At 63.7% G+C, this 25461-nt stretch carries 23 protein-coding genes; 14 read left to right on the top strand and 9 right to left on the bottom strand.

The genetic code is table 11. The annotated features are described in order from the left end of the window. The 3 genes from tilS to VGE27_RS06075 all read right to left on the bottom strand — a co-directional run. A partial coding sequence (gene tilS, locus VGE27_RS06085) for a tRNA lysidine(34) synthetase TilS (protein ID WP_331048748.1) occupies window positions 1–1287 on the bottom strand: 1287 nt, incomplete at its 3' end. Between the two features lie 503 nt (window positions 1288–1790). Beyond that, window positions 1791–3161, bottom strand: a complete 1371-nt coding sequence (locus tag VGE27_RS06080; protein WP_331048747.1) for an ammonium transporter — start codon at window positions 3159–3161, stop codon at window positions 1791–1793. Continuing rightward, window positions 3161–3571, bottom strand: a complete 411-nt coding sequence (locus VGE27_RS06075) for a P-II family nitrogen regulator (protein ID WP_331048746.1) — start codon at window positions 3569–3571, stop codon at window positions 3161–3163. The genes VGE27_RS06080 and VGE27_RS06075 overlap by 1 nt, the downstream gene beginning before the upstream one ends. A gap of 193 nt (window positions 3572–3764) precedes the next feature. Between VGE27_RS06075 and VGE27_RS06070 the strand changes: the two genes are divergently transcribed. Both VGE27_RS06070 and VGE27_RS06065 read left to right on the top strand, forming a co-directional pair. Continuing rightward, window positions 3765–4292: a type 1 glutamine amidotransferase domain-containing protein gene (locus VGE27_RS06070; RefSeq protein ID WP_331048745.1), complete on the top strand. Its 528-nt coding sequence runs from the start codon at window positions 3765–3767 to the stop codon at window positions 4290–4292. Between the two features lie 226 nt (window positions 4293–4518). Then, a complete protein-coding gene (locus VGE27_RS06065; RefSeq protein ID WP_331048744.1) occupies window positions 4519–5766 on the top strand; it encodes a hypothetical protein in 1248 nt (415 codons plus the stop codon). On the opposite strand, the gene VGE27_RS06060 is transcribed toward VGE27_RS06065, so the two are convergent. Then, complete coding sequence (locus VGE27_RS06060; protein WP_331048743.1) at window positions 5717–6175, bottom strand: Rrf2 family transcriptional regulator; 459 nt, start codon at window positions 6173–6175, stop codon at window positions 5717–5719. The genes VGE27_RS06065 and VGE27_RS06060 overlap by 50 nt on opposite strands. 181 nt (window positions 6176–6356) lie before the next feature. On the opposite strand from VGE27_RS06060, the gene nosZ reads away from it, so the two are divergent. From nosZ to VGE27_RS06025, 7 genes are all read left to right on the top strand, one after another. Then, window positions 6357–8438: a Sec-dependent nitrous-oxide reductase gene (gene nosZ, locus VGE27_RS06055; RefSeq protein ID WP_331048742.1), complete on the top strand. Its 2082-nt coding sequence runs from the start codon at window positions 6357–6359 to the stop codon at window positions 8436–8438. An 81-nt stretch (window positions 8439–8519) separates the two neighbouring features. After that, on the top strand, window positions 8520–9134 hold the full coding sequence (locus VGE27_RS06050; RefSeq protein ID WP_331048741.1) for a hypothetical protein: 615 nt from the start codon (window positions 8520–8522) through the stop codon (window positions 9132–9134). After that, the gene (locus VGE27_RS06045; RefSeq protein ID WP_331048740.1) at window positions 9131–9631 is read left to right on the top strand and encodes a nitrous oxide reductase accessory protein NosL; all 501 of its coding nucleotides are present in this window, start codon (window positions 9131–9133) and stop codon (window positions 9629–9631) included. Before VGE27_RS06050 ends, VGE27_RS06045 begins: the two co-directional genes overlap by 4 nt. Beyond that, window positions 9615–10955: a nitrous oxide reductase family maturation protein NosD gene (locus tag VGE27_RS06040; RefSeq protein WP_331048739.1), complete on the top strand. Its 1341-nt coding sequence runs from the start codon at window positions 9615–9617 to the stop codon at window positions 10953–10955. The genes VGE27_RS06045 and VGE27_RS06040 overlap by 17 nt, the downstream gene beginning before the upstream one ends. After that, the gene (locus tag VGE27_RS06035) at window positions 10952–11710 is read left to right on the top strand and encodes an ABC transporter ATP-binding protein (RefSeq protein WP_331048738.1); all 759 of its coding nucleotides are present in this window, start codon (window positions 10952–10954) and stop codon (window positions 11708–11710) included. The genes VGE27_RS06040 and VGE27_RS06035 overlap by 4 nt, the downstream gene beginning before the upstream one ends. Continuing rightward, a complete protein-coding gene (locus tag VGE27_RS06030) occupies window positions 11707–12564 on the top strand; it encodes an ABC transporter permease (protein ID WP_331048737.1) in 858 nt (285 codons plus the stop codon). The genes VGE27_RS06035 and VGE27_RS06030 overlap by 4 nt, the downstream gene beginning before the upstream one ends. A gap of 58 nt (window positions 12565–12622) precedes the next feature. Further along, complete coding sequence (locus tag VGE27_RS06025) at window positions 12623–13105, top strand: plastocyanin/azurin family copper-binding protein (protein ID WP_331048736.1); 483 nt, start codon at window positions 12623–12625, stop codon at window positions 13103–13105. Between the two features lie 24 nt (window positions 13106–13129). Here VGE27_RS06025 and VGE27_RS06020 read toward each other — a convergent pair whose 3' ends face one another. Beyond that, the gene (locus tag VGE27_RS06020; protein ID WP_331048735.1) at window positions 13130–14332 is read right to left on the bottom strand and encodes a glycosyltransferase family 2 protein; all 1203 of its coding nucleotides are present in this window, start codon (window positions 14330–14332) and stop codon (window positions 13130–13132) included. 106 nt (window positions 14333–14438) lie between these two features. On the opposite strand from VGE27_RS06020, the gene VGE27_RS06015 reads away from it, so the two are divergent. The 4 genes from VGE27_RS06015 to VGE27_RS06000 are packed head-to-tail and all read left to right on the top strand — an operon-like array spanning window position 14439 to window position 19077. Continuing rightward, window positions 14439–14930 (top strand): hotdog fold domain-containing protein, encoded by a 492-nt coding sequence (locus tag VGE27_RS06015; RefSeq protein ID WP_331048734.1) that lies wholly within the window; start codon window positions 14439–14441, stop codon window positions 14928–14930. Next, complete coding sequence (locus tag VGE27_RS06010; RefSeq protein ID WP_331048733.1) at window positions 14930–15919, top strand: nitronate monooxygenase; 990 nt, start codon at window positions 14930–14932, stop codon at window positions 15917–15919. The genes VGE27_RS06015 and VGE27_RS06010 overlap by 1 nt, the downstream gene beginning before the upstream one ends. Window positions 15920–15937: 18 nt before the next feature. After that, window positions 15938–18394, top strand: a complete 2457-nt coding sequence (locus tag VGE27_RS06005; protein WP_331048732.1) for a penicillin acylase family protein — start codon at window positions 15938–15940, stop codon at window positions 18392–18394. Window positions 18395–18414: 20 nt separating this feature from the next. Further along, a complete protein-coding gene (locus tag VGE27_RS06000) occupies window positions 18415–19077 on the top strand; it encodes a hypothetical protein (protein WP_331048731.1) in 663 nt (220 codons plus the stop codon). A gap of 76 nt (window positions 19078–19153) precedes the next feature. Here VGE27_RS06000 and VGE27_RS05995 read toward each other — a convergent pair whose 3' ends face one another. Then, the gene (locus tag VGE27_RS05995) at window positions 19154–21415 is read right to left on the bottom strand and encodes a S9 family peptidase (protein ID WP_331048730.1); all 2262 of its coding nucleotides are present in this window, start codon (window positions 21413–21415) and stop codon (window positions 19154–19156) included. A 526-nt stretch (window positions 21416–21941) separates the two neighbouring features. Further along, complete coding sequence (locus VGE27_RS05990) at window positions 21942–22682, bottom strand: hypothetical protein (RefSeq protein ID WP_331048729.1); 741 nt, start codon at window positions 22680–22682, stop codon at window positions 21942–21944. Window positions 22683–22851: 169 nt separating this feature from the next. Between VGE27_RS05990 and VGE27_RS05985 the strand changes: the two genes are divergently transcribed. Then, entirely contained in the window at window positions 22852–23394 is a 543-nt protein-coding gene (locus tag VGE27_RS05985; RefSeq protein ID WP_331048728.1) for a hypothetical protein, read from the top strand. Between the two features lie 543 nt (window positions 23395–23937). Here VGE27_RS05985 and VGE27_RS05980 read toward each other — a convergent pair. Together VGE27_RS05980 and VGE27_RS05975 are read right to left on the bottom strand one after the other, a co-directional pair. Continuing rightward, a protein-coding gene (locus VGE27_RS05980) for an IS3 family transposase (RefSeq protein WP_331048727.1) occupies window positions 23938–25093 on the bottom strand; the annotation gives its coding sequence in 2 pieces (ribosomal slippage) (window positions 23938–24832 and window positions 24831–25093; 1158 coding nt in all). 29 nt (window positions 25094–25122) lie between these two features. Continuing rightward, window positions 25123–25461, bottom strand: a 339-nt coding sequence (locus VGE27_RS05975; RefSeq protein WP_331048726.1) for a hypothetical protein, incomplete at its 5' end; no start/stop codon positions are given.

Genomic DNA, 25461 nt, shown 5'->3' with positions numbered 1-25461 from the left:
GTCCACCAGCATCACTGGCCACTGTGATCGATCCGGAACGGGAATCCGCGATTCCGTAAAATACCGTGTCACACGCCGCCCTGCTGGTGCGCCGGCACTTCGGATGCGGTCGCCTTCCTGCCATGGACGGACGACCACCTGCGCCCCGATGGGCAAGCCCATGTGCCACGCATCAAAGGCGGCAGGCGCCGCCGCGAGCCGCCGAAAGCGCCAACGCCCCAGCCGTCTTGGCAAGGTTGCCGACTCTCCACGCCACTCCACCGCTTCACTTGCCGCCGCACGGGAACGCACAACGAACCGCTCGCCTTGGGTGTCGGCACCACCACGGGAGCGCATGATCGTCGCGCCGCCCGCCACAGTGATGTACGCACCTTGACGTTGGCTGCTGGTAAACCGTACGGCGGCGCGGGTTCCGTGCGCATCCAGTGTCACGCCAGCCCGAGCAGCCAACGCACTCCAAAGCACGGCACGCCCATCCGGTGTGGTCTCTTCCAGTACGGCGACCGGCAGGCTCGCAGAATGACCGCCATCTGACACCGCCAGCCCGCTCTGATCGAGAAAACCTTCCACGTCACGGCGCCACCGCGCGGCCTGCTCACCCACCACCAGCATCGCGTCGCGAAAACCCGGTGACGCGGCCTCGAACGCCGGCAGCAGCTCATGACGCACCCGGGCCCGCAGGAAGTAGCGGGAGGCGTTCATCGGATCTTCGAGGAATGGCAGTCCTTCGCTGGCCAGCCACCGCGTCAGCTCCTCACGCGACACGCCGAGCCATGGGCGCACGATCGCCGACGGGGCCGCCAATGCTGCCAATCCCCGCGCGCCGCTGCCGCGCAGCAGGCGCATCACCACCGTCTCAGCCTGATCGTCGCGCGTATGGGCGGTCGCCACGCGGGCATGAAATCCCCGTGCCACACGCTGCAAAAAACTCCACCGCGCCTCGCGCCAGGCAGCCTCGTTGGCGCCAGGCCTCCGGGACCGTTCGCGAATGACCGTCAGCCCCAGTCGGCGCCCATGGGCCGCCACCAGCGACGCCGCATCGGTGGCATAGGTGCCGGTGCCGTGGTCGAACGTGGCCACCGCCGCAATGCGCCCCGGCGCCCACCGCACCATGGCAAAGAGCAGCGCCATCGAGTCGCTGCCGCCGGAAACGGCCAGCACCAGCGGCTCGCGCACCGGCGCCAGCGCCACCTCGATCGAGGCACGCAACAGATCCCCCGCCGGAATCCCCTCGGGGATTGCCTCGGCGGAATCGTCGGTCGGCAGGTCGTTGCGGGCGGGCGCCATCTTCGGACTGATGCGTTGAGGCCTCCACTTCGTCAACCGCATGGACGACAATGGTCAACACCAATACCGAGAGGGGCCGAGCGGGCCGCGGTGCTTCCCTTGGCCGGGTGCGTTGACTACTCTTGAACCGCATCGGAAGCGTCTCGGGCGAACGCACGCTCGCTGGTCGCCCACCTTACGTCACCGGAGAACGAACGTGGAATCACACGGCACCCTGGGATCCGTCTGGGCATCCCTTGGCATGACCGCCTACTGGATGGCGCTGATCTGGATCAACATCCTGCTCGGCCTCTTCCTGACGCCGTTGTTCCTGATTCCGGTTACCTGGCTGCAGGACGCCGCCAAGAAGCGCTGAGCGAGAGCTCAGTCTTCGGGCTGCTGAACGCCAACGGGCGCTCACCTTCGTGGTGAGCGCCCGTTCTGTTTTGGTGGCTTTGGCGGACGTCACCCGCACGCGGACGGAGAAAGAAGCCGTCAACGTGCGGCAGGATTTTGAGCGGTGGTCAGGCCGTACGCGGCACGCGGGCGAGTTCACTGGCCGTGATCACGACACTGTCACCAAGCGCGGTCCGGCGACCGGTGAGGTCGCTCAGGTCACTCCCGTGATAGGCCTCTTCTCCGTGTTCCGCGAGGTCGATGCCCTGCACTTCCGACTCGACCGACACCCGCAGCGGCATGAGCATCGCCAGCACCTTGAGGATCGCCACGCTGGCCACGGCCACGAACACGATCGTGGCCACCACAGCCAGCAACTGAATGCCCACCAGAGAAGCATTGCCCGCGATCAGACCGTCCGCGCCATTCGGATTGACCTCCTTGGAGGCGAACACACCGGTCAGCACGGCGCCCATCACACCCGCCACGCCGTGGCAGGCAAAGACGTCCAGCGTGTCGTCGAGGCGCGTCTTGGGGCGATAGTGCAGCGCGAAGAATGAGCATGGCGCCGCGAGTGCACCGATTGCCAACGCCGAGAGCGGCGACACGAAGCCAGCCGCCGGCGTAATCGCCACGAGGCCCACCACGGCACCCGTGGCTCCACCAACCGCCGTGGCACGACCACCGCGTGAAATTTCGAGCGCTACCCACGCCACCAGCGCCGCTGCGGCGGCGGCATGCGTGCTCATAAGCGCATTGGCCGCGATGCCGTCGGCCGCGAGCGCCGACCCCGCGTTGAAGCCAAACCACCCGAACCACAGCATGCCCGCGCCAAGCAGAGCAAATGGCACGTTGTGCGGCACGGTGGGCACGCGCTTGAAGTCGCGGCGCGGTCCCAGCACGATGGCGAGCACCACGGCGGTGACGCCCGCGCTGATGTGCACCACCGTACCGCCGGCAAAGTCGAGCGCGCCGAGCTGACGCAGCCAGCCGCCGTCACCCCACACCCAGTGCGCCAGGGGATCGTAGATGAACGTCGTCCAGATGACGCCGAACACGAGATAGCTGACGAAGCGCATGCGGTCGATCACTGCACCGGAGAACAGCGCCACCGTGATGCCGGCAAACATGCCCTGAAACGCCGTGAACAGCAGCTGCGGCAGCGCTGCCGCATAGGTGGGATTCGGCGCGGCGGTGACGCCACGCAGCCCCACCCAATCGAGGCCACCGATCCAGTTGGAGCCGGGCCCGAAGGCGAGGCTGTAGCCGAGCAACACCCACTGCACCGTGACCACCGCAAGGGCCGCGAGGCTCATGAGCATGGTGTTGAGCGCACTCTTGCTGCGAACAAGACCGCCGTAAAAAAAGGCGAGCCCGGGCACCATGAAAGCCACCAGCGCGGTGCTGACGAGCACCCAGGCCGTGTCACCTGGCGAGATGGTGGATGGAGCGTCCTGCGCCGCGAGGAGCATCGGCAGGAGCGTCATCGGCATCGACATCAGAGGTCCTCCCGGTTGGGGACGCGCATCTCGAGCTGGGTCTGCCGCATGACCTCGTCGGCGTTGACGGCGGTGAGCGCCTCGTTGTCGCGCTCACCCGTGCGGATGCGCACGGTGCGCTCGAGAGGCATGACGAAGATCTTGCCGTCGCCCACGTCGCCCGTGCGGGCGCCTTCACAGATGGCCGCGATGGTGCGCTCCACGAACTCCTCGGAGCAGGCCATCTCGATCCGCACCTTTTCGTGGAATTCGAGTACGACGGATTCGCCGCGGTACTGCTGCACGACGTCGCGTTCACCGCCGTGGCCGCTGACGCGGGAGAGGGTCATGCCGGTGACCCCGACCTGAAACAGGGCACGTTTGACATCTGCCAGTTTTTCTGGCCGTATCACTGCGACGACGAGTTTCATGGAGGTACCGTGGATTCCGGTGATGCAACGCGTTTTGCGCCACTTATGCACAGTATCGCCATCACCTGTTCGCTTTTCCACGTCTCCACTGGTCATTTCACGGCATTTCTTGCGTTTTTCACACGAAGCCCAAGACACGCAAGGATATGATCGCATTTTACCGTTCATATACCGAACAAAAGAGGGACCACTCATGTCACAATCAAATCTCGGAACGGTGCCGGTGCTCGTCGGCCCCGAGTACGAAGACCTCGAAGTGTGGTATCCCAAACTGCGCCTCGAGGAGGCTGGGTATGCCGCGCCGCTTATTGGGACCGGTGAAGCGAGCTATCGCGGGAAACACGGCTATCCCTGCACCGTCGACGGCCATGTGAAAGACCTCGACGCAGGAACCCTGGCTGGCCTGGTGGCGCCAGGCGGCTGGGCGCCGGACAAACTGCGACGGGATCCCGCTGTACTGGCCCTCGTGAAATCGGTGCACGACCGCGGCGGCATCATCGCCAGCATCTGTCACGGTCCGTGGATCCTGATTTCGGCGGGTGTGGTGCGGGGTCGTCAGCTCACCGGCTCACTGGGCATCAAGGACGACCTGATCAACGCCGGGGCGATCTGGGTGGACGCACCCGCCGTTGTCGACGGTCCCATCGTCAGTGCCAGGGTACCCAAAGACTTGCCGGCCTTCATGCAGGCGGTATTGGCGTCGCTCGCGAGCGCTCACTGAGCCGCTGAAGGCCCACGATTGTCGCACGGTGTCGGGGATCCTCCGACACCGGCGCATTTATTCCTTACCTACATTAATCGGAGTATAAAATACCACATACATTCCACCGATAGCTGTCACCGTCTTGCCTCCGACCTCAACAAGTGCTCCGCCCACGGCCGTAGCGAGTGCCAGGCGAAAAGGGCTGCCGCAGACCGGAGGCCCGGTTGCGCCTCCCCCGCTCGCCTTGCCAGCCGCGCATTTCGCGGCCGCGCTGGCGTGGCTCGGTGTCGCGACCGCCATGCTTCCGACTGCCGCCACTGCGTTGGTACGCGGGGCCGTTTTCGATCCGGGCGTGCTGGCCCTCGTGCACGCCCTCATGCTCGGCACGATGGGGACCGCGATCTTTGGGACGTTGCTGCAGTTCGTGCCGGCGGGGTTGGGCGTCCCGTTACGCAGCATCCGCCTGGGCTACTGGGGATTCTGGTTGCAGCAGACCGGTGTGGTGTTGCTCGTCATCGGCTTCTGGTTTTGGCGTGGCTCCCTGCAGGGGCTGGGATGGGTGTTTGTCTTTGCCGCGGTCGGCGCACACTCGCGCAACACGTTGCGCGTGCGACGGCACAGCGTGAATGGTCGCATGGTCGGCACCTATATCACGGTCGCGCACTCTGCGCTCGGTGTGGGGATGTTCATCGCAGCCGCCCGCATCGGAGAGACGCTGGGCTGGTGGCATGTCGATCGACTGCTGCTGCTCGCCGCTCACGCGCTGATGGGCGTCATCGGGTTCGGCACACTGTCCGCGATCGGTGTGGGCAGTCGCATGCTGCCCACGTTTCTCGCCGCTCCCGGCGATGACCGGCGCTGGCTCGCAGCGCATCTCTGGACAACCGTCATCGGCTTGACGCTCTTCACCATCGGCGCGGTGTTCACACTCATGGGGTGGATGCGGGTCGGCGCAGCGGCCCTGCTGGTCTCGGGTGCGCTGACCACCACGCTGCTCGCGCGTTGGTTCTTCAGACGCCAGCGTCCTCTCGATGCCGCACTGTGGCATGTCGCGTCAGCATCCGTAGCACTCGCCCTGGCACTGGGCATGGCCCTCACACTGTTCGTCTCCAGCCCACTCTCGCTGCAGCGTTGGGCAGCCATGCTGGTGGCGCTGCTCGTCGGCTGGCTCACCACCCTCGTGGTCGGCGTGACGGCCAAGATCCTCCCGCATGTCACGTTCGTGCACCTCGCCCCCACACGTCCACGCCTCAGGGCTCTGGGCAATCCCACGGCATTGCTGCACCCGACGCTGCTGCGTGGTGGCGTGACGGGATTCACGGCAGGATGGATGCTGATGACCGCCGGCATTTGGACGCAACACGCAACGGTGACGAGCGCGGGCGCCATGGCATGGACGATCGGTGTCCTGTGCACGTTGGCGAACTACACGCGCCTGCTCCTCAGCTGCCTCCCGACGCCAACGCCGGCACCGCCCGCATCAACGTCGTGAGCTTGCGTCCCGGCTTGAGCGCGTCGGCCAGCGTGTACGCATCGAGCACCGCGAGAAACGCCGACAGTGCTTCATCGAGCATGCCGGCCAGCACACACGCCGGCGCGATGGGACAGGTGTTGCTCTCCCGATCGAAGCACTCCACCAACGCGAGATTGTCCTCCGTCTCCCGCACGAGAGCGCCCAACGTGATCTCCTGCGCGGGCACGGCGAGACGCACGCCGCCATTGCGCCCGCGCACCGTCTCCACATACCCGAGCTCGGCGAGGCGTTGCACGATCTTCACCAGATGCTCATGCGACATGTTCATGCGCACCGCGATCGTGTGCACCGGCACCAGCACATCGGGTTCGAGACCGAGCACCATGAGGCAGCGCAGGGCGTTGTCGCTGAATCGTGTGAGTCGCATGGCAATGATGGTGGTCGATGGACTACCAAACGTCGTGTCAGGAAATCCCCTCAGACGTCCGGGAAATCGCCGACTTAAATCTGGTATGTGAAATCCGAGATTCGGTAGTGCATGGCCGGATGATCATCACGATCGGTCCGGCTCCCTCATGCACCTCCAATACCTGCGGGGATCCGCAACCATGTCTCTCTCTCACCGCACCGGGTGGTTCATCGCGACGGCCACGTTGGCCGCCACACTCGCCTACGGTTACGCGTGCACACCGGCCACCAAGTCGCCGGCTGCCATTGGCGCGAGTGATGCTGCCAGCAAGGTGTACGTCGCGCCGGGCTCCCACGACGAGTTCTACGCATTCCTCTCCGGCGGCTTCAATGGCCAGGTCGGTGTGTACGGCCTGCCCTCCGGACGTCTCCTGAAGATCATCCCGGTGTTCTCACAGTTTGCCGAAAACGGCTACGGATACTCGGAAGAAACGAAACCGATGCTGGAGACTACCTTCGGCAACATTCCGTGGGACGACCTTCACCATACCGCGCTCTCGCAGACCAACGGCGAGGACGATGGACGTTGGTTGTTCGTGAATGCCAACAACACGCCGCGAGTGGCCCGCGTCGACCTCGCGACCTTCGAGACGGCAGAAATCCTGCAGATTCCGAATTCGGGCGGCAATCACGGATCGCCATTCATCACGTCGAACAGCGAATACGTACTGGCGTCGACGCGTTTCTCCGTGCCCATCCCGCAAGCCGATGTGCCCATCAGTGACTTCGCGAAGAAGTTCAAGGGCACGATCTCGTTTGTGAAGGGCAACGAGCCCGGCAAGATGGACGTTGCGTTCCAACTGCTCGTGCCAGGCTACAACTACGATCTGGCCCGCGCCGGCAAAGGCCCGTCGAAAGACTGGGTGTTCTTCACTTCGTACAACTCGGAGCAGGCGTACGAAAAGCTGGAAGTCAACGCGTCGAAGGCCGACAAGGACTTCATCGCCGCCATCAACTGGCGTTCACTCGAAGCGTGTGTGAAGGACGGCAAGGCCGAGAACTGGCCGGCGGACTACATGCACAACGTGATGGATGACTTCACGCGCACGGCACAGGTGGGGCGCAAACAGTCGGTGAAGGTGCTCACGCCGACCACCTGCCCCAACTCCATCTACTTCCTGCCCACACCTAAGTCGCCGCACGGCGCCGATGTGGATCCGTCGGGTGAGTACATCGTGGCTGGTGGCAAGTTGGCGACCGTGATTCCGGTGCACTCCTTCACCAAGCTGCAGCAGGCCATCAAGGATCAGGCCTTCGAAACGACCATCGACGGCATTCCGGTGCTCAAGTACGAAGCCATTCTGGCCGGCGAAGTGAAAGACCCGGGGCTCGGTCCTCTGCACACCGAGTTCGATGGCAAGGGCTACGCCTACACGTCGCTGTTTATCTCCAGTGAAATCGTGAAGTGGAAGTTGAGCACGTGGGAGATCGTGGATCGGGTGCCCACTTACTACTCAATCGGTCACCTGATGATTCCCGGCGGCGCCACCACCAAGCCCTCGGGTAAGTATGTGGTCGCGCTCAACAAGATCACGAAGGATCGGTACTTGCCCACAGGGCCAGAGCTCACGCAGTCGGCGCAGCTCTACGACATCTCGGGCGACAAGATGAAACTGCTGCTCGACTTCCCCACCACGGGCGAGCCGCACTATGGCAACGCCATCGAAGCGTCCAAGGTGGAGAAGCTACAGAAAAAATTCTTCACGCTCTCCGAGAACCGGCATCCGCACGTGACCAAAGCCGAGCGAGAGGCGGGCGTGAGCCGCAACGGCAAGGTGGTGCATGTGCGCATGGCCGCCATCCGCTCGCACTTCGCGCCGGACAATATCGAAGGGGTGCAGGTCGGTGACACCGTGCTGTTCCACGTCACCAATCTGGAGCAGGACTGGGATATCCCTCACGGCTTTGCGATTCAGGGCGCCAACACGGCGGAGTTGCTGGTGATGCCCGGTGAAACACGCACGTTGCGCTGGGTCCCGAAGCAAGTGGGTGTGTATCCGATGTACTGCACCGACTTCTGCTCGGCACTCCACCAGGAGATGTCTGGCTATGTGCGTGTGTCGCCGGTGGGTTCGAACGTCCCCCTCGCTGGCAACACCCTCAAGGCACAGGGGCAAGCTGCCCGAGCCGCAGCACGCGGTGTGACGCTGCCGACACCGCCGGGTGGCGTGACAGGTCCCGCGCATGCGCACGGCGCCGCGCCGTCGCCGAACCCGCGTTGATTCTTCGTTGATTCTTCGCAGGACGACCAGAGCGTGTGTGCTCCAGACGCCGCGCTCCTGGTTGCCCTGGGGAACTCCATCATGACAGTCCCTCTTCGCGCCCGTTGGCTCTTGGCCCTCGCCGCTGCACTGCTCGCGCTCGCACTGGCCTTCCCGCTGTGGCGCATCTCACTCGTGGCGCCGCAGTACCCGGAAGGCTTGGGCATGTACATCTGGGCACACACGGTCGCTGGCATTGGTCCGAACGACCTGCAGAACATCAACGGTCTCAATCACTACATCGGCATGAAGGCCATCGTGCCCGATAGCATTCCCGAATTGCGCATCATGCCAACAGGCATCGTGGCCATGAGCGCCTTGGGTTTACTCATTGCCTGGCGCGGCAGTCGTCAGTTGCTGACGCTCTGGGTTGCGGCGCTCGCACTCGCCGGTGTGGTGGGTCTCGTCGACTTCTATCGTTGGGAGTACGACTACGGGCACAATCTCGATCTCGAGCATGCGCCCATTCAGGTGCCTGGCATGAGCTACCAGCCGCCCCTGATCGGCAGCAAGCAACTGCTCAACTTCACGGCCACCTCCTGGCCGGCCACGGGCGGCGTGCTGGCCATTGCCGCCGTGGGCGTCGCCATCGCCGCGGCCGCGATGACTGTGCGTGATCGCAACACGTCGCGCCATGGCGTGGAGTCGATGTCATGACGCGCCGTCACCTGATCCTTTCCTTGGCGCTGGCGTGCCTTGCCGGCTGCGGCGACGCCGAACCACATGCACTCGTGCGTGGGGAGGACAGCTGCGCGTACTGTCGCATGACCATCGATGACGTCCGATTCGGCGTGCTGGTGCTCACCAACCGTGGTCGCCTGCAAACGTTCGATTCGATCGAATGTGCCGCTGGCTGGGTCGCTGCGCAGGACGCCACGCACGCCCCCACGGCGATCTGGGTGACGAACTTTGCAGACCCGTCGCAATGGGTAGACGCCACCAAAGCGGTCTACCTGCAAGGCAGTCGCCTGCGCTCTCCCATGGGCCGAGATCTCGTGGCGTTTGCCACCGATGCAGACCCGGACGCACTGCAGCTGGCGCACGGTGGTACCGCCATCACCTGGCCTCGCGTGCAGGAGATCGTGGCCGCAGCCACGGGTCCCATCCCAGACGGCACGCGCACTCCCGAGGCGCCCGATGCGCATGCGCACTGACATCGAGCCGCCGCGCCTGAGGATGCGCTTGAGACTACCGGGCCTGTTGGTCTTCGCACTCCAGTTGATCGCGGCACACGGCGTGAACGCGCAGAACGCGCAGAACGCGCAGAACGCGCAGAACACACACGGCACGGTCGTCGTTTCCGCGCAGCCACGTGCTGGCACGGTGCGACACCTCGCAGACGCGGTGGCGCTCGTCGCGCGGCATGGTGTGGTCAAGGTGGAAGCAGGTGTGTATCGAGAGGCGACGGTGGTGGTGCGTCAGCCTCTGACGCTGCTTGGCGCAGAAGGTGCGGTCCTTGATGGAGAAGGACAGCGGGAGTTGCTGGTGATCGCAGCGGATTCGGTCACGGTCCGGGGATTGACGTTCCGCAATACGGGAACGAGTCAGGCCACCGACCGAGCGGCGCTGCGCGTGGTGGAAGCGGCCGGATGCCTCATTGAGCACAACCGATTCGAGGCCACGCTGTTTGGCATCTACCTGCAACGGGCGAGCAACTGCCTGGTGCGGCGCAATCATCTGCGGGGATTGACCGGCTCGCAAACGGTCACCGGCAATGGACTACACAGCTGGTCGAGTCACCACGTGGTATTCGAAGACAACGTCGTGGAGGGCCATCGGGACGGCATCTACTTCGAGTTCACCACGGCAGGTGTGGCACGCCGGAACGTCAGTGCCAACAGCCGCCGGTACGGACTGCATTTCATGTTCTCCGACTCCTGTCGCTATGAAGACAACGAATTCCGCGACAACGAATCCGGTGTGGCGGTGATGTATGCCAAGGCGGTGCATATCACCGGAAACCGCTTCGTACGCAATCGTGGCAGCGCCGCCTATGGGCTGTTGCTCAAGGAAATCAGCGACAGCGAAATCCGACGCAACGTGTTTCTCGACAATTCGATCGGTTTGCACATGGAAGGCGCCAACCGAAACCAGGTGTCCGACAACGATTTTGTACGCAATGGCTGGGGCGTGCGCGTGCTGGCCGACGCTCAGGACAACATGCTCGAAGGCAACAGCTTCCTTGGCAATGTGTTCGACGTGGGTACCAACAGCCGTCGCAGCTACAGCACGTTCCGGCACAACTGGTGGGACCGATACCGTGGCTACGATCTCGATCATGACGGCGTAGGCGACGTGGGGCATGCGCCTGTTCGACTCTTCGCGCTGCTGGTGGAGCAGTCTCCCGCCGCGCTCGTACTGGTGCGCTCCTTGCTGGTCGACCTGCTCGACGTGGCCGAACGCGTGGTGCCAACCATCACCCCCGCCGCGCTGCGCGATGAAAGCCCGCTCATGCGCGCACCACGGGCACTGCCATGATCTTTCACCTCACGACTCCGCTGGTTTCAGTTCGCGGCCTGAGCAAGCGCTTCGACGGGCATGCCGTGCTGACCGAGCTGTCCCTCGACCTGCATCGCGGCGCGATCACCGCGATTGTCGGCCCCAACGGGGCCGGCAAAACCACACTCAACAAAGCCATCCTCGGGCTCGTGCGGCCGGATGCTGGCACCATCCTGTTTGACGGCCGCGATACTGCGGGACGCATCGACCATCGCGCGAGCATCGGCTACATGCCGCAACTTGCGCGTTACCCCGAAACATTCACGGGGCGCGATGTGTTGTCGCTCCTGTCAGAACTCCGCGGCAAGGGCCTCGCACGCGACGAAACGCTGGTACAGGCGTTCGCGCTCGAGCGATTCCTCGACCAACCGGCCCGCGCGCTGAGTGGCGGCCAACGCCAGCGCATCAACGCAGCGGCGGCATTTCTGTTCTCGCCACAACTCCTGCTGCTCGACGAACCAACAGCGGGCCTCGATCCGGTGGCCAGTGGCATCCTCAAGCGCGCCATTCGCGGTGCCCGAAATGCCGGCTGTGCCGTCGTGATCACCTCGCATATCCTGAGTGAATTGCAGGAGCTGGCCGACACCATCGTCTTCCTCCACGAAGGGCGCATTGGCTGGCAGGGTGCCGTGCTGGATCTGTTCAATGCCACGGGCGCATCAACGCTCGAAGAAGCCATTGCCCAGCTGATGCAACACGGGACGTTGGTCGACCGTGGGAGTGCCTCCGCATGATCGGCGAATTTCCCATGCGCCTCGCCGGCTTCCCCTCCGAAGTGCTGCCCCCGGCGCGCGCCACACCGGTGGTGCGTACGGTGCTGACACGTGAGTGGCGCGGACTGCGCCGCAATCGCGGCGTGCTGCTATTCACGGTGTGCACCCTGCTCTTTGCGGAGAGTTTCCTGCGGCTGACCGGTTCGGCGGAGCGCGCCCTGGTAGCCATGCTCAATCTGGTGCTGCTTCTGGTGCCACTCGTCAGCATGATGCTGGGCATCATCAGTTGGCATGGTGCGCGGGAGTTCACGGAGCTGTTGCTCACGCAGCCGGTCCGTCGCTCCCGACTATTCCTAGCACTCTATCTCGCGCAGGTGCTTCCGCTCGCGAGTGGGTTCGTCGTGGCCATTGGCGCACCATTGCTTTGGCACGGCATTCCCGATCGATCAGTCTGGCCGCTCGCGCTCAGTACGATCGGCAGTGGTGTGGCACTCACGTTCGTATTCGGCGGACTCGCACTCCTGATCGGCATTCGGGTCGACGATCGTCTGCGCAGTGTGGTCGCCGGACTGATGACATGGCTCGTGTTGAGTATCGGATATGACGCACTCGTGTTGCTCGTCTCCACCACCTTTGCCGACTACGCACTCGAGCGCCCCATGATGGTGCTCATGCTCGGCAATCCCGTCGATCTCGCCCGCACCATCATCGTCATGCACAGCGACACCGCGGCACTGATGGGATACACCGGCGCGGTCTTGCATCGGTTTCTCGGCACGACGTTGGGCAGCGCCTCGGCAGCGCTCGGCTTGCTGTGGTGGATGGTCACACCGGCCTGGCTTGCCTGCCGGGCCTTCGAGAGGCGCGACTTCTAGTCCGCCTCATGCCGGCAGTCGCACTTCCGCGCTGCCTATCATCACCTGGAGTCTTCCCATGCGCGCATATCGCTCCCCTTCATTGTCGTTCACACACGTCCGCACTGCATCGACGCTTCTCGGCGCGCTGCTACTGGCGGCCTCGCTTCTGCTCGTTGCATGCGGTGGAAGCTCTTTGGATCAGAGCGCCGGGAACACCACGCCGGCACCGTCTGCACAACCGGCAGCGCCAATACCCACCGGCAACATCGTCACCATCGAAATGATCACCGATGACAGCGGCAATTACTTCAAGCCGAAAACGGTCTCTGCCAGGCCCGGCGACGTACTCAGGTTTGTGCTCGTGACCGGTGTGCACAACGTGCACTTCCTCCCCGACTCGAATGCCAACGCGACCAACCTGCCTCCCATGTCGACGTTTGCACAGTTGCCAGGTCAGGCCATCGAAGTCCCGGTCACAATGGGTGCAGGCACGTACTACTTCCAGTGCGATCCTCATGCCATGCTTGGCATGGTTGGCCATGTGACGGTTGAACCCTGAGACATCCAGCCCAAACAACCGCCCTCAGGCGGGTGCGCTCACCGACGCGTAGCGACGCCCACGCCAGGAACGCGGTGTACGCGCCATGCTCATGGTCAGACGCCAGGCGGCCGCAGCGTCGCTGAGCCAGGACATCCAATAGGTGACGCCCCGATGGCGGTAACTGCCGCGTAGCGCCCACAGCATCGACACGCGCAGCAGGAACGCCAGGCTGTTCACCACCATCAGGGCGATGAACAGCCATTGGGGCTGGCGATCGGTCGGCCAGGATGCACCGCTCCAGAAGAATGCGCCGAGCAGTACCAGCAGGGGGAATGGCAACGCCTGCACCAACCACACCAGTGCCACATCCAGCCAACCCTGGATACGCGAGGCGGAGTCTTTGAGGTCGAAACTCCGCCCCCACTCTCGCCACATCTCGCGCAGGGTGGCGTAGGCGCGTACCTCGATGATATGAGAGCCATCGAGAAAACCCACGCGCGCGCCCTTCGCGGCAAGGTGGCGCGCCAGGGTGACGTCGTCGCTGAAGGAGGCGCGAGCGACGGCATAGCCGCCATGCTGTTCCAGCAGTGACCGTCGGACGAGAAAACACTGGCCATTGGCCAGCACCCTGTCCGGCTGCTGCTCCGCACCGGCCGCTCCCGTGCGATAGACGAGCGTCACCAGCATCGCGGGCTGCACCAGGCGTTCGGCTGCCGTCTGCCCCCTGAATCGCGGAGCAAAGCTCACGACGTCGAACTGTCCGGCTTCTGCTGCGTCGATCACGCCACCGACCAGACCCGCTGCGGGCACCGTGTCGGCATCGATGCCCAGCATCCATGCACCACGGGCGGCGTGTAGTCCGGTCTCGAGCGCCCACACCTTTCCCACCCACCCCGCCGGCAGCGGCTCGTCGGTGATAAGGCGAATACGGGGATCACGCTGGGCGTATGTCTCGACCAGTTCCGGCGTGCCATCGCGGGAGCGACTGTCTACCACCAGCACTTCCAGCAAGGGCGCGGGCTGCTGAATGAGACCCTCGAGGCACGGGCCAATGCGGTGCGCCTCGTTCAGCGTGGCCACAACAACGGAGACCGTCGTGTCGTCGCGTGGCGCGAGACGCGGCGGCACGGGCGGACGTCTCGACCGCCCAGGGGCCAGGCGGGTCACCAGCACCAACAGACACAGGGCCTGAGCAGCGCACAGCATCGCCCAACCGAGCGACGTCCACGGTATGGCATCGATCATGGCGTCCCCGGTGAAGGTGGCAAGCGAACGACACCCTGACGTCCGCGGTGATATTGAGCACTGTACGGAAGGTGGCGTGCCTTCGGATCCGGGGGTAGGCTCTTGCATGTCCACGACCTACCCTGCTGCCGGTGCGGCACTGCTGGCCAATTGGCAGCGCCTGCATCGTCTGCCATTTGGAAAACGCCTGTTCAGCTGGGCCGTGGGGCGCACCGCACCCTATACGGGTACCATTGGGGGCCTTTATACCGATGTCCGACCGGGGTATGCCCGTGTGGAGCTGCGGGATCGGCGGCGGGTGCGCAATCATCTCGCGTCGGTGCATGCCGTGGCACTCGTCAACCTCGCCGAGATGACCAGTGGTGTCGCGCTGCTCACGGCGTTGCCCCCTGGTGTGCGCGGTATTGTGACCGGTTTGTCGATCACGTATGCCAAGAAGGCCCGCGGCACGCTGGTGTGCGAAACCCACGCCGATGCACCGCCCAGCGTGACGGAGCCCATCGTGCAGGATGTGGAAGCGATCGTGCGCGACGCCGATGGTGAAGAGGTCGCGCGCTGTACCGTGCATTGGCGGCTGTCTCCGCCCGCGAAGGCCTGATGGCCACGCCCCTCTCCGAGAGCGCCCTCACGCGCCACACCGGGATTCGCGTACCACTGATCTGTGGTCCGATGTACCCCTGCAGCAATCCGGAACTGGTGGCCGCAGTCAGCAAGGCGGGCGGCCTGGGCGTGGTGCAGCCCATCTCGCTCACCTATGTGCATGGCTGGGAGTTCCGCGAAGGGCTGCGCAAGATCCACGAGCTGAGTGGTGGTGCCCCGATCGGCTTCAACGCGCTCATCGAGGCATCCAGCAAGACGTATCACAATCGCATGGTACGGTGGGTGGAAACCGCGCTCGAAGAAGGCGTGCGTTTCTTCCTCACGTCTCTGGGCAATCCGCGCTGGGTGGCCGATCGCGTGCACGCCGCCGGTGGCGTGGTCTATCACGACATCACCGAGCGAAAGTGGGCCCTCAAGGGCCGCGATGGTGGTGTGGATGGCCTGGTCGCGGTGAACAATCAGGCGGGCGGACATGCCGGTGGCCGGGATCCGCGCGCGCTGCTCGACGAAGTCGCCGACCTGGGCCTGCCCGTGGTCGCCGCCGGCGGTGTGGGCGAACCGTCGCAGTTTCGCGCCCTGCTCGAGATGGGTTATGTCGGCGCCCAACTGGGCACACGATTCATCGCCACCACCGAATGCAATTCGGATGCGCGGTACAAGCAGGCCATCGTCGACGCCAAGGCGTCGGATGTGGTGCTGACCGAGCGGCTCACCGGCGTGCCTGTGGCAGTGTTGCGCACGCCGTATGTCGAGAAGCTGGGTACCACCGTGGGCCCGTTGGCGCGCATGTTGTTTCGCGGACGAAAGACCAAACATTGGATTCGCACCTGGTACGCGGTGCGTTCGCTGCGGCAGCTCAAGCGCTCGAGTGTGCAGGGCGTATCGCAGGACTATTGGCAAGCCGGCCGCAGTGTCGACGCCATTCACGACATCCGGCCGGCTGGTGACATCGTCGACGCGTTTGCGGCGGCGCTCAGCGGTCCCTGACCTCCCTCCTCCCCTCTGATGCCGACCTCACTCCTGCGGCGTCCCACCCTGCTCCACGCGGTTGCGGTTGCCGTCACCTGCTCGTGGTCCGTCGCGCATGCCCAAGCGACCGCCACACCGCCACGCGCCGCACCGCCACTCGCCGCCGCGCCCAGCGGATTGCGCGTGGCCGGCCTGCAGGCGCCGGTCAGCCTCACGCGGGACAGTGCGGGCATCGTGCACATCGACGCGAAGAACGAACACGACCTGTTCTTCGCCCAGGGCTACAGCTCGGCGCGCGACCGCCTCTTCCAACTCGAGCTGTGGCGTCGGCAAGCCACCGGCACGATGGCCGAAGCACTTGGGCCCCGATGGGTGGCCCGCGATCGCGCTGCGCGGTTGCTGCGCTATCGCGGTTCGATGACGACGGAGCTCGTGCAGTACCATCCACGCGGTGCCGCCATCATTCAGGCCTTTGTGGACGGCGTGAATGCGTACGTCGATCAGGTGAAGCGCGACACGTCGCTCATGCCGCCCGACCTCAAGGCGCTGGGCATCACCCCGGGCAAGTGGACACCAGCCATCGTGGTCTCGCGCCACAATGCACTGGCCTCCAACGCCAAGGATGAACCCAATCATGCCCGGGCGGTGCGCGCCATCGGCGAAGCCGCCGTGCGCCGCCGCAAGCGCTTCGAGCCCGAAAACGCGCGCCTCGCCATCGATTCCGCGGTGGCCCAGCTCGTCGGCGCCGCGAACGATGCGCAACTCTTTGCCGACTACGACGGATCACGGTCCACGCCCTCCTTTCGCCTCGAAGAAGTCGCGTCTTCGTGGCGACGCACCGGAGCCGCGCTCGCGCCGCGCGACTCCGACATGGAGCGCTGGGAAAGCAACAACTGGGTGATCGCCGGCTCACGCACCGCGAGTGGCAAGCCGATCGTCGCCAACGATCCACATCGCACGATCGCCATCCCGTCTCTGCGCTACATGGTGCATCTCAAGGCACCGGGGTGGGACGTCATCGGCGGCGGTGAACCGGCCATTCCCGGTGTGGCGATCGGCCACAATCAGCATGGCGCCTGGGGTCTTACCATCTTTGGTGTGGACGCCGAAGACCTGTACGTCTACGAGCTCGGCGCGTCGAATCCGCGCGAGTATCGCTACGGGGGCAGCTTCGAGCGCATGCGCATCGTGACCGACACGATTCGTGTGCGTGGCGCCGCGCCGGAGATCGTGAAACTGGCCTTCACACGTCACGGTCCGGTGCTCTACACCGACAGCACGCGTCGTCAGGCCGTGGCATTGCGTGCCGCATGGCTCGAGCCGGGCAGCGCGCCCTATCTCGCCAGCCTGCGTCTCAATCAGGCGCGCAACTGGTCGGAGGCTCGCACCGCCTTGTCGTATGCGCGCATGCCGGCGCTGAACTGGATCTGGGCCGATACCAGCGGCGCCATCGGATGGCAGACCGCGGCCATCGCACCCATTCGCCCGAACTGGGATGGGCTCGTGCCCGTACCCGGCGACGGCCGCTTCGAGTGGAAGGGTTATCTGCCCATTCTGCAAATGCCGCACGAAGCCTCGCCAACGCGCGGCTATGTCGGCACGGCCAACGCGTTCAATGTGCCGAGCTCGTATGGACACTTCGACGCCCTGGCGCGCACGTGGGCCGACCCCTATCGCCGCGACCGGCTGCTCGAGGTGCTCGACACCACACGCAAGGCTACGGTGGCCAGCAGCGGCGCACTGCAGCACGACGAGATGTCGCTGCCCGCCCGTGCATTGGTACCGCTGCTCGCCAATATCACGTTCAGCACACCGGCGGCCTCCGCCGCGCACGATACCGTGCTGCGCTGGAACCGCTTCATGAGCGTGGACGCGCGCGGCGCGGCGCTCTACGCGATGTGGGAACGACGCCTGTCCAGCATCACCGCCGATGTGGTGGTGCCGCGTGTGGCGCGCGCTGCCATCAGAACGGTACCGCTCGCCCGCACCGTGGAATGGCTCACACGCCCGGATTCACTGCTCGGCACACGCCCGGCCGCCACGCGCGATTCCATTCTGCGCGTCGCGTTCGAAGACGCCGTGGCCGATGTCACGCGACGCTTCGGCGCCGACATGTCGACCTGGCGCTATGGGGACCCAAAGTTCCACTACTCGCGTATCAGTCACGTGCTCGATGCGCTCGTGCACGACTCGGTGCGGGCTCGGCTGTCGCCGGGACCACTGCCGCGCGGAGGGTATGCCAACACGCTGCACTCCACCGGCAACACCGACAATCAGATGCATGGCGCGAGCCTGCGTGTGGTGATCGATCTGGCGAACTGGGACGCGGCACGCGTCACCAACACACCGGGTCAGAGTGGTGACCCGCGCAGTCCGTTCTATGCCAACCTCTTTCCCCTGTGGGCGCGCGGTTCGTTCGTGCCGCTTCCCTACAGTCCCGCCGCGATCAAGGCACGCACGGCCGAGGTCGTTCTTCTCTCTCCACAGCAGTAGCTCCGAAACGAGGCTCCCTCATGGTCCCGCTCCATCTGCCCATTGCCGTGGTCAGCGTGATGCTGTCCAGCGCGACGCCCACTACGCCGGTCACACCTGCCACACAGCAGGACATGTCATTCTTCATCACCAGTGTTGGTCTTGGTGATGGTGCCAACCTCGGTGGCGTCGAAGGCGCCGACAAGCACTGCGCCACGCTGGCGGAGGCCGCCGGTGTGCGTGGCAAGACGTGGCATGCCTACCTGAGCCAGCAGGCCGTGGGTGGCAAGCAGGCCATCAATGCGCGTGATCGTATCGGCAAGGGCCCGTGGAAGAACGCCAAGGGTGTGGTCGTCGCCACCAGCGTGGACGATCTGCACAGCGACAACAACAAGTTGTCCAAGGACAACAGCATCACCGAGAAGGGCGCGGTGGTGAACGGCCGCGGTGACACGCCCAACACGCACGACATCCTGACAGGCTCCACGCTCGACGGCCGAGTGTCGGGCGATGCCGGTGACTCCACGTGCAACAACTGGACGAGCAACGCAGCCACGGGCAGTGCGCTCGTGGGTCATCATGATCGTCAGGGTGGCGGTGCCAATCCGACGTCGTGGAACAACGCACACGCCTCGCGCGGCTGCGGCCAGGAGAATCTCAAGGCCACCGGCGGCAACGCGCTGTTCTACTGCTTCGCCGGCTGATCTTTCAGTGGGCGATGTGAAGACGGGGCGCGCATCATCGCGATGCGCGCCCCGTTTGTCATTGCCGTGTGGCCGATCAGTTGGCCGTGGTGCCCGGCTGCGTTCCCTGCAACCAGTAACCAAACCACTGACGCAGGCGACCCAAACGATCCACCAGCAGCCACGGTTCACCCGTGCGGCTCAGGTCATGGTTGGAGCGCGGATAGCGGATGAGCTCCACCGGCACGCCCTGCTTCTTGAGGGACATGAACCAGATCTCGGCGCTACCCATCGGTGTGCGATGATCTTCTTCGCTCTGCACGATGAGCATGGGCGTCTTCACCTTGTTCACATAGCGGATCGGTGAGAGCTCGTCGTACAGCTTCTGGTTGTCCCACGGCTTGCCGTAAAACTCGAACTCTGTGAGCCCCTGCGCATCGCTGGATCCGTACCAGTACGTCCAGTCGGTGATCGTACGATCCGTCTCGATCGCCTTGAAGCGCGTGGTCTTCGTGGCCATCCACGTCGTCATGAAGCCACCGTACGAACCACCCGTGGCGCCCATCTTGGTGCTGTCCACATCAGCGCGCGCGGCCACGATGTCCACCGCCTTCATCAGGTCCTGATAGTCTTCCATGCCCCAGCGACCACGCGTGCTGTACGTGAACGGCGCACCATAGCCGCTCGAGCCACGCGGGTTGGTGAACAGCACGAACATGCCCTGTGCGGCGAGGTTCTGGAACTCGTCGAACCAGCCTTCGCCGTACGACGAGTGCGGTCCGCCGTGGATGTAGATGACCATCGGATACTTCTTGCCGGCTTCGTAACCATACGGCTTCATCAGCCAGCCTTCGATCTCCAGGTTGCCCACGCTCTTGTACGTGATGCGCTCAGCGTCGCTCCACACCACGTCGGCGTTGACGTCCTTGTTGAAGTTCGTGAGCTGACGTTCGCCCGTGCCATCACCACTGGCCACGAACAATTCGGTCGGCTTGTTCATCGACGTGGCCACGTACGCCAGCGTCTTGCCGGTCGGATCGTAGCTCGCACCACGCAACTGACGACGGCCACTCACCAGTTCGGTGGGCAGTGCCTTGCCGCTCATGTCGGCGCGCAGCACGGCCGACCGTCCACCGATTTCGGCAGTGAGCTGGATACCGCCGGGCAGCCAGTCGAAGTCACCGGGCTCGTACTGCCAGTTGCCCAGCAACGGACGCGGCGTGCCGCCGGCCACATCGACCACGTAGATGTTGGAATTCTTCGTGCGGGCCGGGCGGCCGATGAAGGCGAGCTGCTTGCCATCGGGCGACCAGGCGAGCGCCGACTCGGCGCCCATCCACTCAGCCACCTTGCGCGGCGTGCCGCCGTTGGCATCGATCACGTAGATGTCGGCGTCGTTACGCTCGGCTTCATCGCGGACCTTGTTGTACGGCAGCTTCGCCAGCGAGTCGCGCTCCATGTCCACCACGGAGTCGGCACGCAACTTCGCGTCGGCCGTGAAGGCGATCCACTTACCGTCCGGCGAGACGACCGGGCTGCGGTGCGAATAGGCCGTGCTGGTGATGACCTTCTTCGCGGTATCGCCGATGGCCTGGCGGGCGATCTGCGTCGGGCGCCACGTTCGCGCGACACGACGACCGGGCACGAAGCCCACGCCGTTCACCTTGTACGACATGTCCACCACATGGCGGCCGTCGAAGCGGTTGGCCACCGAGGGGCGCGTGATGGCCTCGAACGGCGGGCGGGCCATGGGCTGCATCGCGTTGAACGGATCCGGACTCGGTGCCGTTGGCGCCGGCCGGCCGGCGTCGGTGAACACCGCAAACGATCCGTCCGACGGCATGGAGCCGCTGGGGTAGTCACCCACCTGGAAGGCTTCGCCGCTGGGCTGGTCGAGGCGAATCGCCCAGGTGTTGCCCGTGCCACCGGCGCGCTGGGAGGTGAAGAACAGGTATTTGCCGTCGGCCGACCAGCGCGGATTGCTGCTTTCGGTGCTGGGCGAGGTCCAGCGCTGCGGCTCCCCGCCCGCCGAGTTCACCACCCAGATCTCGCTATGGCGACGGTTGTCGGCTTCGACCGGGCGCGTGACGGTGACCGCGATGCGCTTCCCGTCGGGGGAGACGGCAGGATTGCTGAGGTTGGCCACACGATACCAATCACGCAGCATCATGGCGCGAGGCCCCTTGGGGAGCGCCGGCAGGGCGTTGGTGGGGGTGGCACCACCGGCAGCCGCACCAGCGCCGCCTGCGCCGCCTGCGCCGCCGCCACGTCCCGGTTGAGCAATCAGTGCGGCCGGAGCCGCGCAGGCCAATAGGGCGAGCGCATAGGGGGCGCGTCGCCAATGGGCGGACACGTGCATGGGCAGATCCAGGAAAGGGTACAACAGGTGGGAGTCGCGTCCGGGCTACGTGACAAAGGCGCGGCGCGTTGGGACGGAGGGCGGGACGGGATTCTTGAAAAGTACCACGCGCGCAACCGTGTGACAGATCACGACTTTGATGCTTGCAGGGAGACGCGCGATGTCATACCATATGCCCGATGCGGAGGAGCGTCCGCATTCCGTCATCTAAGGCCGAGCTCGGCAGCCAGTCGAGTGACAGTCCCAAGTGCCGTGGATATATCCGATGGTGCGGGACCCAAGACCTGTTCCAGCGGCTGCAGCGCCCGTTGTTCAACCCTACATCGAGGAGGTGATCATTTGGCAGTCCCATCTGTCCAACCGGTCCGTATCACAAGCTGTTGGGAAACCAAGGCTTAGAGACGTCTTCCGTAGTCGTTGCACGATGTAGGGTAAGGTCGAGTGGTGTGACCTTCTGGCAACGGACCGTATAAACAGACTTCCCCCGTACCGCTTGAGGGCCGAGCGTTGCGGGGGATCTGTGTTTTTAGGGCAATGGATTGGGTGGTATTTGGCGTGCTGATTCATCCTGAGACGCCAACTTGGCCTTCGTCTTTCTGTAGCTGCTCCGGTAACCGAGTGCGGCGACTCCCGAAGAGATCGCAGGAAACAACAGAGCAACAAGCACGAAGTAGAGCGTCGGAGGCGTCAATAGCAGCTCCGCGAACTGCCCAATCCGGCCAGTGGGCAGAAGAACATCGACTGAGCCAATGCCCTCGTCATGCGCAATCCGAAAGTCCACCCGCTCTGGGCTTCGCCCCACTACAACCCACACGTTGGCAGTCGCTCTGGCTCCCGGACTAAGGTCACCAAGCTCTAGCACTCCTGATACTGTGCGGTGTTTGGCTGGCTCCCCCTCGTGTTGAAACCGGGCCTCTGTTGACTGAGGCACCGTCAGACGGACGTTCTTCAATACGGCGCTACCCTCATTGGCAATCTCGAACTGCCAATACTCGTTGATCTGCGGCAACTCGTCGGAAGAGATGTCACCGACAATACCATCACGAGCCAACAAAGCGTTCAACGACTGACGCCTCTGCGAATCAAGAAACAAGCTCCCCTTCACAGCGTTGAGGAACTCAGGAGACAAAGCACTCCGGTGAAATGTGGCGACGGCCTTCAGTTTTGGCTCACCGGTAGCCCTCAGTTCCTTCGCGATGGCAAAGAAGCCCAACACGAGCCCTACGAGAGTGCTGGCAAGGACCGCGACTTCAGTAACCTTCTTCATCGTCAAAGGACTCCAGTAGGGTCAGGGTAACCCATCGGAAATAGCCTCCCCAATAATCGGGCGCAATCTCCACAATGGAGCAAACGTCCGACAGCACCATCCCAGCAAACTCAATGTTTGGGCGTTCGGAATCGCTGGAAAAACTGTCCGGGAACTGTAGAATCGGGAAATGCAACTCGATTCCCTATCTACCAAGCGTTTCACCCAATGGGTCATCCAAGCGCCCGAACAGGTCTTCTACGCCGCAGTATCAACCTTCACGCTCTGGATAGTCGTAAAGGTTGGGATGTGGGTGTTTCGAAAGATCAACGCGAACATCCGGAGACGTCTGGCCGAGATGTCGCAGAGCTATCACGCATCATACAGGAAAGACCTCTGGGAACGAGCTGACGAGACTCGGACGCTCATACGGTCTTCGTATGGCCTGCGGCTCATCCTTCGTGAGGAAACGCAAGCCTTTCGGACTCTCCTACTCTATCTGATCTTCGCCAACGTTGTGATGATGCCATGGACAGTGGCACTCGGCGGCAGTTCAATCATAGCGCCCATCCCCGTGGTAATAGCCAACGTGGCGGTCCTCATCGTCAAAGGCACGTTGTACTACAATTACGGATATGTCATCGCTCGTGTCTACAAGAAGCTCAAGTATCGTCGTCGCTTCGCCAAACGATACAACCTACCATTAGAGCCAGATAGCGTTACGACAAGCTAGTACGCAGCACGACAAAGCCCCCGGCAATCATCCGCTAGGGGCTTTTTCATTTATGGCTCTTCCGGTGCCCGCGTAGGATCAGGTGGGCCATCCGGTTCGTCAGCGGTCTTGGTACCCGGTTCGATCTTAGAATCATCACCAACCGGGTCTTCATCGTTTGGATCAAAGCCCGGAAAATCGAGTGGTTCCCGCTTCTCGGTTTCAGGCTTGTCGGGTTGAGTTGGATTTGTCATACCGCACGATGCATCCAATGACTTGCGCGGACTATTGCTCAGAAGGGATAGCGGCATTCTCTGCTGTAACCGGTTTGGAATCGTCGTTTATACGTTCCGGTGTTCGTCTCCAGCTCCACCTACGTTCAATCCACAAACGAGTAAGCCAGCTGGGCGAAGCAAGTATCACCGTCGTCCCATACACAATCAGGTACGCATCTAGAAGGGGCTCTGACAACACCCACAACTGCAATCCCACACAGATGACCCACACAACAAAGAAGACGTTCAAACCGAGTAGTGAGTTGCCCCAAGTTTCGTGGACGGTGAGTTAAGCTACTGCATGTTTCTGCTCGAATGTGACCGGACTGATGTTCCCGAGGAATGAATGGCGTCGCGTCACGTTGTAGAAGCGTTCGATGAAGTCAAAGATACTCGCCCGGGCTTCGTCTCGCGTCCGATAGTGGTGCCGGTGCACGCGTTCCGTTTTGAGCGTCGAGAAGAAGCTCTCGGCCACCGCGTTGTCCCAGACGTTGCCGGCGCGACTCATGCTGCACGTGACGCCGATCTCGCGCAGGAGGCGCTGGAAGGGCGCGCTGGTGTATTGCGCGCCGCGGTCGGAATGGTGGATGAGTGCCGTGGTCGCGCCACGACGCCACACGGCCATCACGAGCGCGTCGGTGACGAGCTGCGCCGTCATGGCCGCTTGCATCGACCACCCCACCACGCGGCGCGAAAACAGGTCCAGGACCACGGCAACGAACAGCCACCCTTCGCTGGTCCACACGTACGTGAAATCCGCCACCCACTTCTGGTTGGCCGCGGTGGCGCCGAATTGCCGATCCAGCACGTTCGGGGCGAGCGTATGGACCGCATCGATCGATGGCGCGGTGGGGCGCTGACGCCGCTTCGGGCGTGCGCGCAGCCCGGCATCTCGCATCAGCCGTGCGATCCGCTCGCGCCCGCAGGCCAGCCCGGCGTCCTGCACATCCTCCCACACGCGTCGGACGCCATAGGTCCGATCGCTCGCCACGAAGCTCGCGCGCATGGCGACCAGCAATTGCGCATCACGATGGGCGCGCCGCGACGGGGGGCGTCGACGCCACGCGTAAAAGCCACTCCGCGATACCCCGAGAGCATCGCACAAGAGATCGACGGGCCACGTTCCTCGGTGTTTCGCAATGAAGCCGAATTTCACGTCGACTCTCTCGCGAAGAACGCGGTGGCTTTTTTAGGATGTCACGCTCCATCTTGAGTCGCGCGACCTCGCGCTGCAGTCGCGCAATCTCTGCCTGCTCCGGTCGCTGTTGGCCGACGCCAGGAAAGGGCTGCTCCACGTGTTCCGCTACTGCCCGCACCCAGCTCCGCAGCAGATTGGGGTGGACATCCAGCTCGCGCGCCGCCTGCGCCATGGACACGCCCCGCTCCCGGACCAACCGTACGGCTTCGGTCTTAAACTCGGCACTAAATCGCCGTCGCGTTCCCATCGGACACCTCCGTGTTCCAAGTAAACACCCTAAGTGGGTGTCCACGGAACCCGGGGCAGCTCAATCAGCACGTCCAGCACATTCAACACATCAGGCAAGGCGTTCACTAACGGGGCACGATCAGTCACCATGCACATTGCCGTATAGTAGCACTTGGACACATCAATCCGAGCAATAGCCTTCCCATCAATCGTGAGCCACTGCCACCATTCAGAGGGGAGTTGATGCCAGCATGCGTAGAACCGTTGTTCATGGTCTAGCTTGTCGGTCACGTATGCGGTTGACTGGGATGTGAACCATTCCTGAATCTTGCACTTGACCAGATACGGTGCTTTGGGATCAATCTTGACGCGCTGGGTGAACACTTC

This window comes from Gemmatimonas sp. (genome assembly GCF_036405635.1).
GTDB lineage: Bacteria > Gemmatimonadota > Gemmatimonadetes > Gemmatimonadales > Gemmatimonadaceae > Gemmatimonas.
This window is presented reverse-complemented; position numbering and strand designations above follow the sequence as displayed.